This is a genomic window from Actinomadura sp. WMMB 499 (genome assembly GCF_008824145.1).
Taxonomy (GTDB): Bacteria; Actinomycetota; Actinomycetes; order Streptosporangiales; family Streptosporangiaceae; genus Spirillospora.
Genome location: NZ_CP044407.1, coordinates 5,895,352 through 5,910,024, shown reverse-complemented (window position 1 = coordinate 5,910,024; position 14,673 = coordinate 5,895,352). Strand labels below are relative to the sequence as shown.

Here is a 14,673-nt window from a genome sequence, read left to right as displayed (position 1 = left end):
CCTCAAGAAAGATTGAGGTCAAGTTCGGCCGCCGCGCCCAGTGTCGCGCGCGGGTCCGACATTTCGCGGAGGTGCGGTTCATGGACGTCGGGACGCTGCGGGCGGACACGCCGGGATGCGCGGAGGTGGCGCACCTCAACAACGCGGGCGCCGCACTGCCGCCGCGTCCGGTGCTGGACGCGGTGACCGGCCACCTCGCGCTGGAGGCGGCGATCGGCGGCTACGAGGCCGCCGAACGCGCGGCGGACGAGATCGAGCACTTCTACGACGCCGTCGCCGGGCTGATCGGCGCGCGCGCGGACGAGGTCGCCTACGTGGAGAACGCCACCCGCGCCTGGGACATGGCGTTCTACGCGATCCCGTTCGCCGAGGGCGACCGCATCCTCACGACGGCCGGCGAGTACTCCAGCAACGCGATCGCCTACCAGCAGGTCGCGGCGGCGAGGGGCGCGCGCGTCGAGGTCGTCCCGGACGGCCCGGACGGCGCGATCTCCCTCCCGGCGCTGGAGGCCGAGCTGGCGAAGGGCGGCGTCCGGCTGGTGTCGCTCAACCACGTCCCCACCCATAACGGGCTGATCAATCCGGCCGCCGAAGTCGGGCGGCTGTGCAACGAGCACGGCGTCCTCTACCTGCTGGACGCCTGCCAGTCGGTCGGGCAGCTCGCCGTGGACGTCCGCGAGATCGGCTGCGACATGCTGTCGGCGACCGGCCGCAAGTTCCTGCGGGGCCCGCGCGGCACCGGGTTCCTGTACGTGCGGCGGGAGATCGTCCGGACGCTGGAGCCACCGTTCCTGGACCTCCGGGCGGCCGAGTGGCGCGCCCCGGACGGGTACGAGCCGCGCCCGGACGCCCGCCGCTTCGAGACCTGGGAGCGGTTCGTCGCCGGGCAGCTCGGGCTCGCGGCCGCCGCCGACCACGCGGCCGCGCTCGGCATGGACGAGATCGAGAAGCGGGTCACCGCGCTCGCGGCGGCGCTCCGCTCCGCGCTCGCCGCCCGTCCCGGCACGACCGTCCTGGACCGGGGAACGCACAAGTCGGGAATCGTGACCTTCACCGTGGACGGGCACGAACCGGCGGCGATCCAGCGAACCGCCAGAGAGCACAAGATCAACGTGAATGTCACGACCCCGGCCGCCCACGGCTACGACCCGGACGCCGTCCCCGCGGCCGTCCGGGCCTCCGTGCACTACTACAACACCGAAGAGGAGCTGGACCGCCTGCTCGCGATCCTGCCCTGACGCGCCCAGCGGGGGCCTGCCGCCGCCCGCCGGGCGCGCGCCCGCGTCAGGTGTTCGGGCGCGACGCGCTGATGTCGGCGAGCGCCGAGTCGGTGTCCCTCTCCACCGCCAGGTCGCCGATGGACACGATGCCCACCGGACGGCCGTCCTCGACGACGGGCAGCCGCCGGACCGCCCGTTCCCGCATGAGCTGCGCGGCCTTGTCCACCGAGTCGTCCGGGCCGATCGTCGCGGTGGCACGGCTCGCCAGCCCGCCGATCTTGACGTCCTTCGGGTCGCCGCCCGCAGCGAGCCCGCGGATCACGAGATCACGGTCGGTGACGAGCCCCTTCATCTCGTCGCCCTCGGCGACGAGCACCGCCCCGATGTCCTCGTCGCGCATCGCGCGCGCCACGGTGACGATGTCGAGCTCCGGTGACACCGACGTCGGCGAACCGGTCATGATGTCGCGAATCTTCCTGGCCATCCCTGTACTCCTCGAACCTCGCGGGTGGTCCTGCCGAACCTCGGGACGTTTCGCCCCCTACCCGCAAGAATCGGACTCACTCACGCACCCCTGAGCTGCGCGAACAGCTCCTCCGCCCGCTGCCCGTCCGGCTCCACCCGCTGGGGATGGTCGACCGCCGGCACCACCGGCACGGTGCCGAACCCGACGTCGTCCGCCCCGACCTTCGCCATGCTCCGCGACAGCTCCAGCAGCCCCGCCGCGTCCAGGTCCGGAACCGTCTCGACCGCACCCGCGACCGCCGTAACGAACCTCGCGAACGCCACCGGATCCTTCCGCAGCTCCGCGACCCGCCCGGCCATCGACGCCAGGAACGCCTGCTGCCGCTCGATCCGCGCGAGGTCCGAGCCGTCCCCGAGGCTGTACCGGGCACGCACGTAGGCGAGCGCCTGCCTCCCGTCCAGCCTGCTCTTCCCCGCCGGGACCGAGAGCCCCGCCTTCGGATCGCGCACCGCCTCCGGCAGCGTCACCTCGACCCCGCCGAGCGCGTCCACGACCGTCCGGAAACCGTCGAACCCGACCGTCACCGACCGGTCGATCCGGACGCCCGTCAACCGGCCGACCGTCTCCGCCGCGCACGCCGCGCCCCCGGCCAAGAACGCCGAGTTGATCACATTGCGGCCCTGCGACCTCCCCCCGCACCGCGGGATCTGCACGACCAGGTCGCGGGGGAAGCTCACCACACGCGCGCTCTCCCGGCCCTCCGGGACGTGCAGCAGCATCAGCGTGTCCGACCGCGCCCCGGCCCCGTCGCCCCGCGCATCGGACCCGATCAGCAGCATGTTGAACGCGCCCGCCCGCTCCCCCGCCACCGGCGCCGCCGCCTTCCCGCCGCGCAGGAACAGCACCGGCACCAGGACGGCCGCCGCCGTCACCACCGCCACCACACCGAGCAGCGACCACCGCCCGGGGAGCCGCCTCCGGCGCTGCCCCGCCCGCAGCAGCCGCTCCCGCTGCCGCACCAGCGACGCCGGCGGCTCGTGCTCCAGATCCCGGCCGAGACCGCGGATCAGCTCCATGTCGTCCACGATCACTCCTCCTCGTGCATCGGGTTGCTGTCGCCGAGCGCCGCCCGCACCTTGCGCCGCGCCCGGTGCAGCCGGGACCGGCCCGTCCCGACCGGCACCCCCAGCGCGTGCGCGACCTGCTCGTACGCGAGGTCGCCCCACGCGACCAGCAGCAGCACGTCCCGGTCCCGGCGCGGCAGCGCGGCCAGCGCCGCCGCCAGCGCCGGACGCACCGCCGCCGCCGTCAACCCGTCCGCGACCCGCTCCGCGGGCCCCTCCACGGGCCCGTCCACCGGACTGCGCCGGAGTGCCCGGTACCGCGCCGCCTCGCTCCGGTGATGCCGCGCGACCAGCTTCGTCGCGATCCCGAACAGCCAGGGCCGGGCGTCCGGGCGGGACAGGTCGTACCGGTGCCGGGCACCGAACGCGGCCAGGAACGTGTCCCCCACCACGTCCTCGGCCGCCTCGGGCCCGAGCCGGCGGGAGACGTACCGGAAGATCATCGGTGAGTAGCGGTCGAAGAGCTCTGCGAACGATTCCGGGTCGGTGAGCGAAGACCTTATGAGCTCGGCATCGATCAACGGAACCGCTGGGGGTGCGGTCATCGTGGGAACCATGGCATGCGCGCCGGCCTTCCCGTGCGGGGGCAGTGTCGCCGACGTATCTCCGCGTCCCCGCAAAAGAGTTCACGGCCATCGACCATTTCTCCGAAACTCATGCGAACCGCGCGCCCCCGCGGTGCATCCTCATCAGTACACGGGGGCATCGACGATCGACCGCTCCGCCTGCACACCGGCACACAACTCAAGGAGGAGCGGGTCGTGACCGAGACCCCGGACACCCCGAAGACCGCGGACCCGGACGACGACCGCACCCCCGCCCGCACGCCCACGGCCGAGTTCCGTCTCCCCGGCGTCGCGAAGACCCGCGACGACATCGCCGTCCGGCGCCCCGGCACCACCTCCACGCGAGCCGACCCCCTGCCCGTCCCTGCCGACGACGGGGCCGACGACGAGGCCGAGGAGGCAAGCGAGGACGCGGGCGAGGACGGCACCTACGACGAAAGCCCGGCCGGCGCCACGGGCGAGAACCCGCCGGAGGACGCGCAGGAGGACGCGCAGGAGGACGACGCGTCCACGGGCGGCTCCGAGGACGAACCGTCCCGGACCTCGGATCGGCCCGCCGACCGCGAGACGGACGAACCCGAGCCGTCCGAACCCGGTGAGGCGACGAAGCCGCACGAGGCCGAACCCCCGGCGGCGGCGGACGAGCCGGTGGCCGAGGCGTCCGCCGCACCCGAGGCCGCGCCGGAAACACCCGCCGCGCCGCGCCCGTCCGGCGCCCGGCGCGGCGGCGACGGCGAGACGCCGGTCCCCGACGACGACCCCCCGGCGGACCTGTGCGACGGCAACGCACCCGGCCCCGCGGCACCGCCGGCCGACGGCCCGCGCGAGACGTCCGACGACGGCGGAAAGGCGACGCCGACGCGCGCGCCGGAGCCGCAACGGTCACCGCCGAACGACGCCGCGGCCCCCGCGACCGAACCGCGCCGCGAGCGTCCCGGCAGCACTCCCGCGCCCACGGAACCGCCGAACGACGCACCGTCCGGCGGTGACGACGAGGCGGCAGGGGACCGCGACGAAGCGCCGGAACGGACGCGCGCATCGGGCCCGCGTGCCGCAACGCGCCACGACGCACCCCGCCCCGTCCACGGCACCCCACCCGAGGAGAACCGCACCCCGACACCAGAACCGACACTCCAATCCGACCCACACCCCGCACCGCCCCCCCACGACGCGGCCGCGGTGCGCCCCCGCCACGACACACCACCCGAAGAACACCGCACCTCGACACCACAGCCGACGCGCCAATCCGGCCCACACCCCGCAACGCCCCACGACGCGGTCACACCCGCACCCGCAGTGCGCCCCCGCCACGACACCCCACCCGAAGAGCACCCCACCCCGACACCCCAATCCGGCCCACATCCCGCAACGCCCCACGACGCGGCCGCAGCCGCCCCCGCGGTGCGCCCTCGCCACGACACCCCGCCCGGCGAGCACCGCGGCGCCGCCGCGGCACCCGCGGCCTCCCCGGTCCCCGCCGCGCTGCCTCTGCCGGAGGTCCGGCGCGCGGCCCCGGCTCCGGACGGCGACGCGGGCGGCGGCGACCGGGGGCTCGTCCGGTTCGTCGGGTACGAGGCGTCGAGGGACGTGACCCGGCAGGACATCCCGCAGGTCACGGGGGTACCCGAGGACGAACCGGCGGGACGGGCGGGACAGGGCGAACGGGCGGGACGGCGCGCGTGGCCGTGGGTGCTGGTCGCGGCGCTCGCGGTGGTGCTGGCGGTCGTGACGGTGCAGCTGCTTCGGCCGGTGCCGGAACCGGAGCTGCGGTTGACGATCGCGGCGGAGCACACGTTCCCCGGTGCGGCGCCCGTGCTGCCGTGGCCGGGGTCCGGGCAGTCGGCGGTGTTCGTCGAGGGGATCGGGATGATGGGCACGTCGGGGGGTGCGGTGCCCGCGCCGACGGCGAGCGTCGCGAAGGTGATGACGGCGTTCGTGTACCTGCGGGATCATCCGCTGCGGGCGGGTGAGCCGGGGCCGACGATGACCGTGTCGCCGGAGGGTGTCGCGGAGATGCCGGCACGCCGGGCGCGCGGGGAGTCGCTGCTGGGGATCACGCAGGGGCAGCGGCTGACGCAGCGCAAGGCCCTCGAGGCGTTGATGATCATCTCTGCGAACGATGTGGCGCACGAGCTGGCGAAGTGGGACGCGGGCAGCGTGCGGGCGTTCGTGGCGAAGATGAACGCGGCGGCGCGCGAGCTGGGGATGACGAACACGACGTACACGGATCCGAGCGGCTACGACGCGGGGACGGTGAGCACGGCCGCGGACCAGGTGAAGCTGCTGCGGGCCGCGATGGCGATGCCGGCGTTCGCGGAGATCGTGAACCAGCGCTCGTACGCCCCGGCGAACGGGGGGCCGCTGCGGGAAGGCGGCAACTTCCTGCTGGGGCAGTCCGGGGTGGTTGGGGGCAAGACCGGGTTCACGGACGCGGCGGGCGGCAACTTCGTGTTCGCGGCGCGCAAGGACGTCGCGGGGGTCGCGACGCTGATCGTCGGCGCGGTGATGGGGCAGCGGACGGCGAGCGCGGCGGGCGCGGTGACGGCGGCGGGCGAGCTGGTGCGGGCGGCGGAGAGCGCGCTGACGGGGGTGACGGTCGCGAAGGCGGGGGCTCGGGTCGCGGTGGTGGACGACGGGCTGGGCGGGACGACGCCGGTGCGGGCGGCATCGGCGGTGACGGTGGTGGGCTGGTCGGGGCTGACCGTGGCGGTCGCGGCGCAGGGCAATCCGCCCGCGGAGGCGCCCGCGGGCACGGGCACCGGGACGCTGACGGCGGGGGCCGCGCGGGTGCCGCTGGAGCTCGCGGACGCCTACGAGGGCCCGGCGATCGTCGACCGGCTGACCAGGCTCGGTCAGGAGTAGAGCGCGGAGAGGAACCGGACCAGCAGGGCCTCGCGCGTGGGGGGCGGCAGTTCGTCGAGGACGGCGTTCACGACGGCCATCCCCCCGGACGGTCCGGCGCCGGCGGACGCGAGCAGTTCGGCGAATCCGGCGTCGTCGATGCTGTCGAGGTCGAGGGCGGCGATCGCGTCGACGAGGCCGTCGGGGACGGGCGGCGGCCCGGCGGCGCGGGCGGCCTTCGCGGCGTCGGCGAGGGCGCCGAGCAGGGCGCCGGTGTCGGACACCCCGGTGATCGTGAAGTGCAGGTTGGCGGGGATGCCCCGGTAGGAGAGCTGCGGCTGGAAGAACCAGCCGCGGTCGCGGGCCTCGTCGGCGAGGACGAACACGTCGAGTGCGGGGTCGGCGGAGGCGACGGCGACGAGCGGGACGGCCGGTGCGCCGAGCACCCGCAGCCCGTCCGGGAGTCCGGCGATGAGGCGTTCGGCGGAGTCCATGGCGCGGACGGCGAGGTCGCGGTAGCCGTCGGCGCCGACGGCGTTGAGGGTGGCCCAGGCGGCGCCGAGGGGGCCGGCGCTCTTGCTGGACTGGACGCCGGAGTTGATGACGGTGTAGCCAGGCCATTCGGCGGACGCGAAGTAGGCGCGGCGGCGCAGCGCCGGGTCGGCGAACAGGACGACGGACGCGCCCTTGGGCGCGTAACCGTACTTGTGCAAGTCGCACGACAGCGAGGTGACGCCCGGCACCGAGAGGTCGAACGGCGGGACGGGCCGTCCGGCCTCGCGGAGCCACGGCAGGACCCAGCCGCCGACGCAGGCGTCCACGTGGCACAGGACGCCCGCGGACTCGGCGATCGCGGCGATCTCGGTGATCGGGTCCATGACGCCGTGCGGGTAGGAGGGCGCGGAGGCGACGACGAGGACGGTGCGCGGGGTGATCGCGGCGGCGACCGCGGCGGGGTCGGCCCGGTACCCGTCGTCCACCGGGACGATCACCGGTTCGAGGCCGAGGTAGTGCGCGGCCTTGTGGAACGCGGGGTGCGCGGTGGCGGGCACGACGAGCTGCGGGTCCGGGACGGGACGGGCGTCGCGTGCGGCCTTCACCGCCAGCATGATCGACTCGGTGCCGCCGCTGGTGAAGATGCCCGTGCCGCCGCCGAGCCGGTCGGCGACCGCGCCGACGACCTCGCGTTCCAGGACCTGGATGCTGGGGAACGCGGTGGGGTCGAGGCAGTTGACCTCGAGCATCTCCCGGTAGGCGGTGGCGGCGAGGTCGTGGACGGCGTCGCGCCCGGTGTCGTAGACGTACGCGGTGACCTTGCCGCCGCGGACGGGGAGGTCCGCTTCGCGGAGCCCGGCCAGCAGGTCGAGCAGTTCGGCGGCCGGGCGGCCTTCCTCGGGGAGTGTCATGCGGGGTCCTCGGTGGCGTGGGCGGCGGCGAGCCGCCGGTAGGCGAGCAGCAGCGGCACGCTGAGCAGGAGCAGGACGGCGGGGACGAGCGTGAACCCGGCGGCGAGGCCGGTCAGCGCGGTGTCCGGCTGGACGACGGGGGTGTCGAGGTCGGACGAGCGGAACGAGCAGGCGGCGAGGATCAGCGCGAACACGCCGGGACCGAGGGCGAGTGCGCCGGTCTCGGCGGCCGTCCACAGGCCGGTGAACGCGCCGGACTGGGCGTGCCCGGTGCGTCCGGAGTCGGCGTGGACGGTCTCGGGCAGCAGGGCGAGCGGAAGGTACTGGGTCGCGGCGTAGCAGACACCGACGCCCGCGCTGAGCGCGAGAACGGCCGGCATCGAGGTGACCACCGGGAACAGCGCGGCGACCACCACGGCGAACACGACGACCGCGGCGACGTAGCAGGACACGGCACCGAACCTGCGGGCGAGCACCCGCCAGAACGGGACGGCGAACGCGCTCGGTGCGACCATGCAGACGAACATCGCGGACGTGAGGGCGTAGTCGTCCAGCCGGTAGGTCGCGACGTAGGGGGCGCCCGCGAGCATGATCGCGACGGCGAGCGTGTTCAGGACGTACGCGCCGAGCAGGGCGAAGAACGGCCGGTTGCCGCGCGCGGTGCGGAGCGCGGCGCGCAGGCCGAGCGCGTGGGGTCCGGGGCGGGACGGGATCCAGCGGGTGGCGAGGGCGCTGCCGATCGTCGCGGCGGCAATGACGGCCCCGACGGCGGCGCCCATCAGCGCGTGCCCGGCGCGGCCGCCCCCGGCGGCGTCGGTGACGGCGGGCGCGACACCGCCCGCGACGAGGATCCCGGCGGTGAGGCAGACGACCCGCCAGGCCATCGCGCGGCCGCGTTCGGCGGGGTCGGCGGAGATCTCGGCGGGCAGCGCGACGTAGGGGACCTGGAAGCAGGCGAACGCGCTGGCGGCGAGGAGGAACGCCAGCCCCGCCCAGGCGGCGGCGAATCCGGGCGAGTCGACCGGGACGGCGAACATCGCGGCGAACAGGACGGGCAGCGTGCAGGCGCCGAGCAGCAGGAGGCGGGTGCGGCGGCCGGTCCGGACGGCCTCGCGGTCGCTGGCGGCGCCCACGACCGGGTTGAGCAGGACGTCCCAGGCCTTGGGCAGCACGAGGACGGCACCGGCGACGGCCGCGCCGACGCCGAGCACGTCGGTGAGGTAGTAGAGCAGGAGCAGCCCGGGGACGGCGTTGAACACGCCGGTGCCGACCGAGCCGACGCCGTAGCCGAGCAGGCGCGCGCGTGTCAGCGGGACCGGGGCGGTCGTGGTGGCCGGGGCGGTCATCGCGGACCGCCGGGGAGGTCCAGGGCGGCGGTGACGAGACGGTGCAGGTGGGCGCGGAACCGGGCGAGTTCCCGGGGGTCGTCCATGCCGCGGCGCCGCCCGTCCGCGTCGAGGACGCCGCCGCGCGCGAACCCGTGCGTGGCCCAGATGACGGTCCAGACGGCGTACTCGACGTCCACGCCGTCGCCGGCGAGTTCCCGGACGGCGTCCACGACCAGGTCCATCAGCGGCCGGACGTAGAGGCTCTCCAGGTGGGCGACGTCGGCGGCGTCCGACAGCCAGCGGTGCATCCACAGCGCCGGGACGGCCGGGTTGGCGGCGCAGAAGTCGACGTACCGGTCGACGAGCCCGAGCGCCGCGGCGGCGCCCGCGTCCGCGCCCGCGTCCCCGCCCGTGCCCGCGGCGCGCAGGTCGCGGACGGCGTCCTCGAGCGCGGTGCGTTCGGCCTGGTGGGCGCGTTCCATGACGGCGAGGTACAGGTCGCGCTTGCCGCCGACGTGGTAGGCGACCGTGGCGATGTTGAGCCCGGCGGCCTCGGCGATGAGCCGGGTGGAGGTGCCGTCGTAGCCGAGGGCGGCGAACAGCCGGGTGGCGACGTCGAGGATGCGCTCCCGGCCGGAGTCGCTGGTCATGCGGCGACGGTAGCCGCCCGCCGGGATTTGGTCAATCGCTTGATGGAGAGGGGGCGGTGAGCCAGACGGTCAGCGCCATCTCCAGCTCCAGCCGCGCCTCCGGCTCGTACAGGCGATCGCCGAACAGCTCCTCGAGCTGGTGCAGCCGGTACCGGACGGTCTGCGGGTGCACGTGCAGGCGGGTGGCGACCTCGGTGGCGTTGAACCCGTTCTGCAGGCACGACAGCAGGGTGCGCACCAGCCGCTCGCGGTGCCGGGGCCGGACGGTCCGCAGCGGCGCGAGCCGCAGGTCCGCGACCGCCCGCACCAGTTCCTCGTCCTTGAAGACCACCAGCATCGGCATGTGGTCGGCGCACCGGATCAGCCGGTCGGACGGCAGGATGCCGCGGCGCGCGAGCGGCAGCGCCTCCCGCGCCCAGCGCAGCGACTTCGCGGCGTCCTCGGTGCGGACCGTCGGCCCCATCGCGGCCACCCAGTTCCGCAGCCCGGACTCCAGCATCCGGCCCCGGCCCGGCCCCTCGGGATCGGGCACCAGCAGGCACGGCTCGCGGCGGTTCACGTCGGACAGGACGTCCGGGGGCAGCGACGGGTGCGAGAACGGCTGCCGCCCCCGCTCGTACAGGACGACCGCGGCGACCGTCCGCGGCACCCGCCACTGCGCCAGCCGCGCCAGGTCCGCGACGGCCTGGGCCGACGCGGGCGGTTCGGCCAGCAGCAGGTCGAGGAGCCGGCGGCGGCGGTGCTCCAGCTCGCCCGCCTCCTGCGCGCGGGCCTTGGTGTACCCCTCGGTGGCCGCGCGGGCGATCTCGTCCAGGAAAGCGAAGATCGCCTCGGCGAGGGAGGCGAGCGTGTGCCGCGACACGTTGTACTGCTCGGACTCCGCCGCCAGCCGCCGCCACGCGACGCGCGCGCCCAGCCGCATCGACGTCTGCAGGATGTCGAGGCTGCGGCCCTCCCGGGCCTCCGCCCAGCCGATCTCCCGGTAGACCGCCCCGACCTGCTCCCACGAGCTGTTCGGGTCCATGATCAGGTCGACGAACTGGCGCAGCGCGCCCTCCACCGCCATCCGGACGAGCCGCGCGTACTCCTCGTCCTGCGGGCGGGAGTACTCGGGGATCCCGGCCAGGATCTCCTCGATCATCTCCTCGGCCAGCCCGTCCAGGTGCGGCCGGAAGATCTCCGACAGCTCGCTCGGCACGCCCGCCCACGGCTTGAGCGGCGAATGCTCCTCCAGGGTCGTGGTCACGGTTCCACCTCCCGCCCCTACGGTGTCCAGGGGGCGTTCTGGAAGCTACCGACCGCGCACGGGACCGGCTTTACCATCGAAGACGCAATGCGCCAGGGCGGTTGTCATCTCGATGACAATCGGTTCGCCCGTTCCGCCCGATTCACTCCGGCTGCTACTCGCCTCCGGCGCGGTCGCTCACACGCCTCCGGCGCGGTCGCTCACACGCCTCCGGCGAGGGCGCCCGCGAGGACGAGCCGTCCGGACGTCCGGACGATCTCCGCGACCTCGTCGGCCGGCCGGTGCAGCGACGCGACGCTGACCAGCGCGGCGAGCAGCACGTGCCCGAGGACGACCTCGACGTCCTCGCGCTGCGGCACCGGATCGCCGATCGCCGCCGACAGCCGGTCCCGCAGGAACAGGAACACCACGTCGCGGGAGTCGTCGACGCTGGAGTCGTCCGCGGTGACCGCCTGGATGATCGCCGAAGTGAGCATGACGTTGTCGGCCGCGACCCGCACGATCCGCTCCAGCAGCGCGGTGAGCCGCTCGACCGGCGTGTCCCCGACCGCGAGCGCGTCGATGTCGTCGGTGACCCGGTGCGCCCAGGTCGCGGCGACCTCGGTGAGCAGGTGGTCCTTGGTGGCGAAGTAGCGGTACACGGTGGCGCGGGCGACGCCCGCCCGGTCCGCGACGTCGTGCATGGTGACGGCCGGGTAGCCGCCCTCCACCGCCAGGGTCCACGCCGCGTCGATCAGCCGCTCCCGCCGCGCCTGCTGATCCTTGCTCAGCGTCCGCGTGACGGTGAACCGCACATCCGCGCTCACAACGCCTCCTCGCTGTCGGCGCGCCCATTGTCCCGCACATCGTCCCGTATCGCGATCTTCCCCCGCTCGCCCGGCCCGGGCCGGACCCGCCCGCCGCCCAGAAAAGCACTCTCCATCAGGGAAAATCCCGTTATACATGAACATTCGATATCATCTTCATCGCCCCGTAAGACGGCATCGGCGCGACGGGATCGCCGGATGCCCGGGGTCCCGCGAACCGATCCGCGGCCCGTCTCGCCGCCGGGCCACGGAAGCGCATGCGCGGGCCGCTCCCCCGCGGACGGCCGCACGCGTTCGTACCGACCCCACCGACAGCTTCACCGGCTCGGGGTCCGCACGAGGGGATGCACATGGTTCCGGAGTTGACGACGCAGGATCTCGTCGATGCGTTCGGCGACGAGGACGTCCGCCGGTTCGGCGACGGCGAACTCCCGACCGAGGTCGTCCACACCGTCACGCGCCGCTTCCTCACCACGGTCGGCATCCCGACCGACCTCAAGAGCAGTTTCCTCAGCCTCGCGAAGTTCGAGCCGCTACCCGAGACGCACGCCCGCGAGAGCGCGGCCGGCCACTGGACATGGGACCTTCCGGACGACGCGAAGAAGTGTTTCGTGCTCGGCGGCTTCTTCGGCGGTGACGTCGCACTCGACGGCGCCGACGGAAAGGTCTTCTTCATTCCCGACGGCGACGTCCTCCCGCAGCCGATGCACAGCGGAATCGACGCCCTCGCGTATTTCATGTACGCGCTCCAGCGCGACACGCATTACTACAGCCAGGAGTACGCGGAGCAGATCGACGCCGATCCCGATGACGAGCGGGACGCGGACGACGTCCTCATGGAGACGGCGGTGCGGCTCGCCCGGGAGCTCATGGAGGTCGACCGGACGCCGTTCACCGTCGGAGAACTGCCGCCGTACGAGATCGGCAGCGGCGAGGACCCCTTCACCGGCGACTTCGCCGGCCCGTGGACCGGGGCGTTCATGGACATCTCCGCCGGCGAGTGGGACTGACGCCCGCGCGCGAGCCGGGACGGACGAGTCGAACACGGACGAGTCGAACGGGGATGAACGGGAACCTGCGCGAACGGCGGCACGGGTGCCGGGGTCCCGCCCGTCCGGACGCGGCGCGCACCGGCGGCACGCGAACGGGACGGCCCGGGCGGGGGGCGCTCGCGCCCGTCCCGCCCGGGCCGTCCCGGAGAGACCGAACCGGTCAGTTCTTGCAACCGGTCACTTCTTGCAGCCGGTCAGTTCTTGCAGCGGATGATCCCCCACTTCAGGCGGCCGTTCGCGCCGCCGTCGACCCAGTTCCGCAGGCCGGTCTTCATGTGCTCGAGATAGCCCGCGCTGATCTGCCCGGACATCTCCGCCTCCCGCTCCTCGGTCTCCCGCAGCACCCGCCCGTAGTGCGTGGTGAGGTGCTCGGTGAGGTCGTCGAACCGCACGCTCAGCCCGAGGCGGGCCAGTTCCCGGCGGTAGAAGCCGGGCGAGCCCATCGTGTCGAGGTGCAGCCGGTCGAGGATGGGACGCAGCGCGTCCCGCGGGCAGTCGTCGGCGGCCATCGGGTCGGTGAAGACGAAGTCGCCGCCCGGCTTGAGCACCCGGACGATCTCCTCCAGTGCCCGGATGCGGTCGCCGCCGTGCAGCAGGGCGTCCTGCGACCACACGACGTGGAACGCGTTGTCGTTGAACGGCAGTTCCTCGAACGAGCCGTCGACCACGTCGATCAGCTCGTCGAGTCCCTGGTCCTTGTTCGCCGCGCGGTTGCGGGCGTTCTCGACCTCGCTCAGGTTCAGGCACGTGACCTTGCAGCCGTACGTGCGGGCGAGGTGCCGGGCCGATCCGCCGAACCCGGCGCCGACGTCCAGCACGTGCACGTCCGGTGTCAGTTCCAGGCCCGACGCCATCCGCTCGACCGTCCGGCCGCTCGCCGCGTCGATCGTGTCGCCGTCCTCGTAGACGCCGACGTGGATGTGCTGCCCGCCCCAGACGGAGTGGTAGAACGCGTCGGCGTCCTCGGAGTTGTAGTACTCGCGGGCGGTGTTCACCGCCGTCGAGTAGGAGGAGCCGCCGGAGTCGTCTTCCCGATACATTTTCTCCGCCACGTGAATGAAGAAGTCGGGATCGTCCTCGTGGTAGGACTTCTGGAAGTCCCCGAAGGTGTCGACCCGCTGGAAGCCGACCTCCCGCATGAGCCGCCGCATGTAGTCCTTGCGCAGCGGGAACATGTTGAGGGCGTAGTCGCTTCCGTCCGGGAACCGGTACCGGAACCGCGCCAGCCCCTCGTCCACGTATTCGGGCTCGGCCGTGACCTCCTCGCCGCAGTAGTAGTACGAGTGCGTGCTGCTGAACCCGTTGTCCAGGATCGAGTCGTAGTTGCGCTGGTCGATGATGAGCACGCCGTCGTGCTTCAGCAGCGCGTAGAATTCCGCGAGCGCCTTGCGCCTGTCACGTTCCGAGAACAGATGGGTGAACGAATTCCCCAGGCAGATGATGGCGTCGAACTCGCCGTGCACGTCGCGGTTCAGGTAGCGCCAGTCGGCCTGCACCACCTTGAGGACGTACTGCCCGTAGGTGAACCCGTTCTCGAACGCCTTGCGCAGCATCTCCTGACTGCCGTCCGCGCTGACGGTGTCGAAGCCTTCCTGCACGAGCCGCACCGAGTGGAACCCGGTGCCGGTCGCGACGTCGAGTACTCGCTTGACGCCGCGTGCCTTCAGCTGGTCGATGAAGAAGGTGCCTTCGCTCTCGTAGCGCCTCCTCCAGTCGATGAGCTCGTCCCACTTCTCGACGAAGCCTTGGACGTACTCCTTCTCGTAGTGGTTGGTGTCGCGGACCTCAGTCGGATTTTCGCCGAAATCTTGCCGCTGAATCGGTCTGCCTCCCTGTGCGCGCGTCCCCCGATATGACTTCCAGTAGCTCACTGAACACGTACCGTCGTCACGTTCGGCATGCTAATCACCACATTCTGTGACAGTCAGCCACGAACGTGACATACAGGACGACGTTAGCCCTGCGCAC

Annotated in this window: 12 protein-coding genes; 3 read left to right on the top strand and 9 right to left on the bottom strand. The window is 73.2% G+C overall.

The window, feature by feature from the left end; genetic code table 11:
* The first annotated feature begins 80 nt into the window (after window positions 1-80).
* Window positions 81-1,238 carry an aminotransferase class V-fold PLP-dependent enzyme gene (locus F7P10_RS26615; RefSeq protein ID WP_151013262.1) on the top strand — a complete coding sequence of 386 codons (1,158 nt, stop codon included), beginning with the start codon at window positions 81-83 and terminating at the stop codon, window positions 1,236-1,238.
* Window positions 1,239-1,284: 46 nt separating this feature from the next.
* Here the strand turns inward: F7P10_RS26615 and F7P10_RS26610 are convergent, their stop codons facing one another.
* The 3 genes from F7P10_RS26610 to F7P10_RS26600 form a co-directional block, all read right to left on the bottom strand.
* Window positions 1,285-1,704, bottom strand: a complete 420-nt coding sequence (locus F7P10_RS26610) for a CBS domain-containing protein (RefSeq protein ID WP_151013260.1) — start codon at window positions 1,702-1,704, stop codon at window positions 1,285-1,287.
* Between the two features lie 80 nt (window positions 1,705-1,784).
* Window positions 1,785-2,762, bottom strand: coding sequence for an LCP family protein (locus F7P10_RS45145; RefSeq protein ID WP_302851479.1), 978 nt, complete (start codon window positions 2,760-2,762; stop codon window positions 1,785-1,787).
* Window positions 2,763-2,773: 11 nt separating this feature from the next.
* Window positions 2,774-3,355 carry an RNA polymerase sigma factor gene (locus F7P10_RS26600; RefSeq protein WP_151013256.1) on the bottom strand — a complete coding sequence of 194 codons (582 nt, stop codon included), beginning with the start codon at window positions 3,353-3,355 and terminating at the stop codon, window positions 2,774-2,776.
* Between the two features lie 216 nt (window positions 3,356-3,571).
* On the opposite strand from F7P10_RS26600, the gene F7P10_RS44645 reads away from it, so the two are divergent.
* Window positions 3,572-6,238, top strand: coding sequence for a D-alanyl-D-alanine carboxypeptidase family protein (locus tag F7P10_RS44645; RefSeq protein WP_254716032.1), 2,667 nt, complete (start codon window positions 3,572-3,574; stop codon window positions 6,236-6,238).
* Here F7P10_RS44645 and F7P10_RS26590 read toward each other — a convergent pair.
* The 5 genes from F7P10_RS26590 to F7P10_RS26570 form a co-directional block, all read right to left on the bottom strand.
* Window positions 6,229-7,623, bottom strand: coding sequence for an aminotransferase class V-fold PLP-dependent enzyme (locus F7P10_RS26590; RefSeq protein WP_151013254.1), 1,395 nt, complete (start codon window positions 7,621-7,623; stop codon window positions 6,229-6,231). The genes F7P10_RS44645 and F7P10_RS26590 overlap by 10 nt on opposite strands.
* Window positions 7,620-8,969: an MFS transporter gene (locus F7P10_RS26585; RefSeq protein ID WP_151013252.1), complete on the bottom strand. Its 1,350-nt coding sequence runs from the start codon at window positions 8,967-8,969 to the stop codon at window positions 7,620-7,622. Before F7P10_RS26585 ends, F7P10_RS26590 begins: the two co-directional genes overlap by 4 nt.
* A complete protein-coding gene (locus F7P10_RS26580) occupies window positions 8,966-9,601 on the bottom strand; it encodes a TetR/AcrR family transcriptional regulator (RefSeq protein ID WP_151013250.1) in 636 nt (211 codons plus the stop codon). Before F7P10_RS26580 ends, F7P10_RS26585 begins: the two co-directional genes overlap by 4 nt.
* A gap of 31 nt (window positions 9,602-9,632) precedes the next feature.
* Window positions 9,633-10,847 (bottom strand): CdaR family transcriptional regulator, encoded by a 1,215-nt coding sequence (locus F7P10_RS26575; protein WP_151013248.1) that lies wholly within the window; start codon window positions 10,845-10,847, stop codon window positions 9,633-9,635.
* Between the two features lie 200 nt (window positions 10,848-11,047).
* Window positions 11,048-11,653 carry a TetR/AcrR family transcriptional regulator gene (locus tag F7P10_RS26570; protein WP_151013246.1) on the bottom strand — a complete coding sequence of 202 codons (606 nt, stop codon included), beginning with the start codon at window positions 11,651-11,653 and terminating at the stop codon, window positions 11,048-11,050.
* Window positions 11,654-12,015: 362 nt separating this feature from the next.
* On the opposite strand from F7P10_RS26570, the gene F7P10_RS26565 reads away from it, so the two are divergent.
* Entirely contained in the window at window positions 12,016-12,663 is a 648-nt protein-coding gene (locus F7P10_RS26565) for an SUKH-4 family immunity protein (RefSeq protein ID WP_176611668.1), read from the top strand.
* A gap of 236 nt (window positions 12,664-12,899) precedes the next feature.
* Here the strand turns inward: F7P10_RS26565 and F7P10_RS26560 are convergent, their stop codons facing one another.
* Window positions 12,900-14,576: a class I SAM-dependent methyltransferase gene (locus F7P10_RS26560; protein ID WP_254716031.1), complete on the bottom strand. Its 1,677-nt coding sequence runs from the start codon at window positions 14,574-14,576 to the stop codon at window positions 12,900-12,902.
* Window positions 14,577-14,673 lie beyond the last annotated feature (97 nt).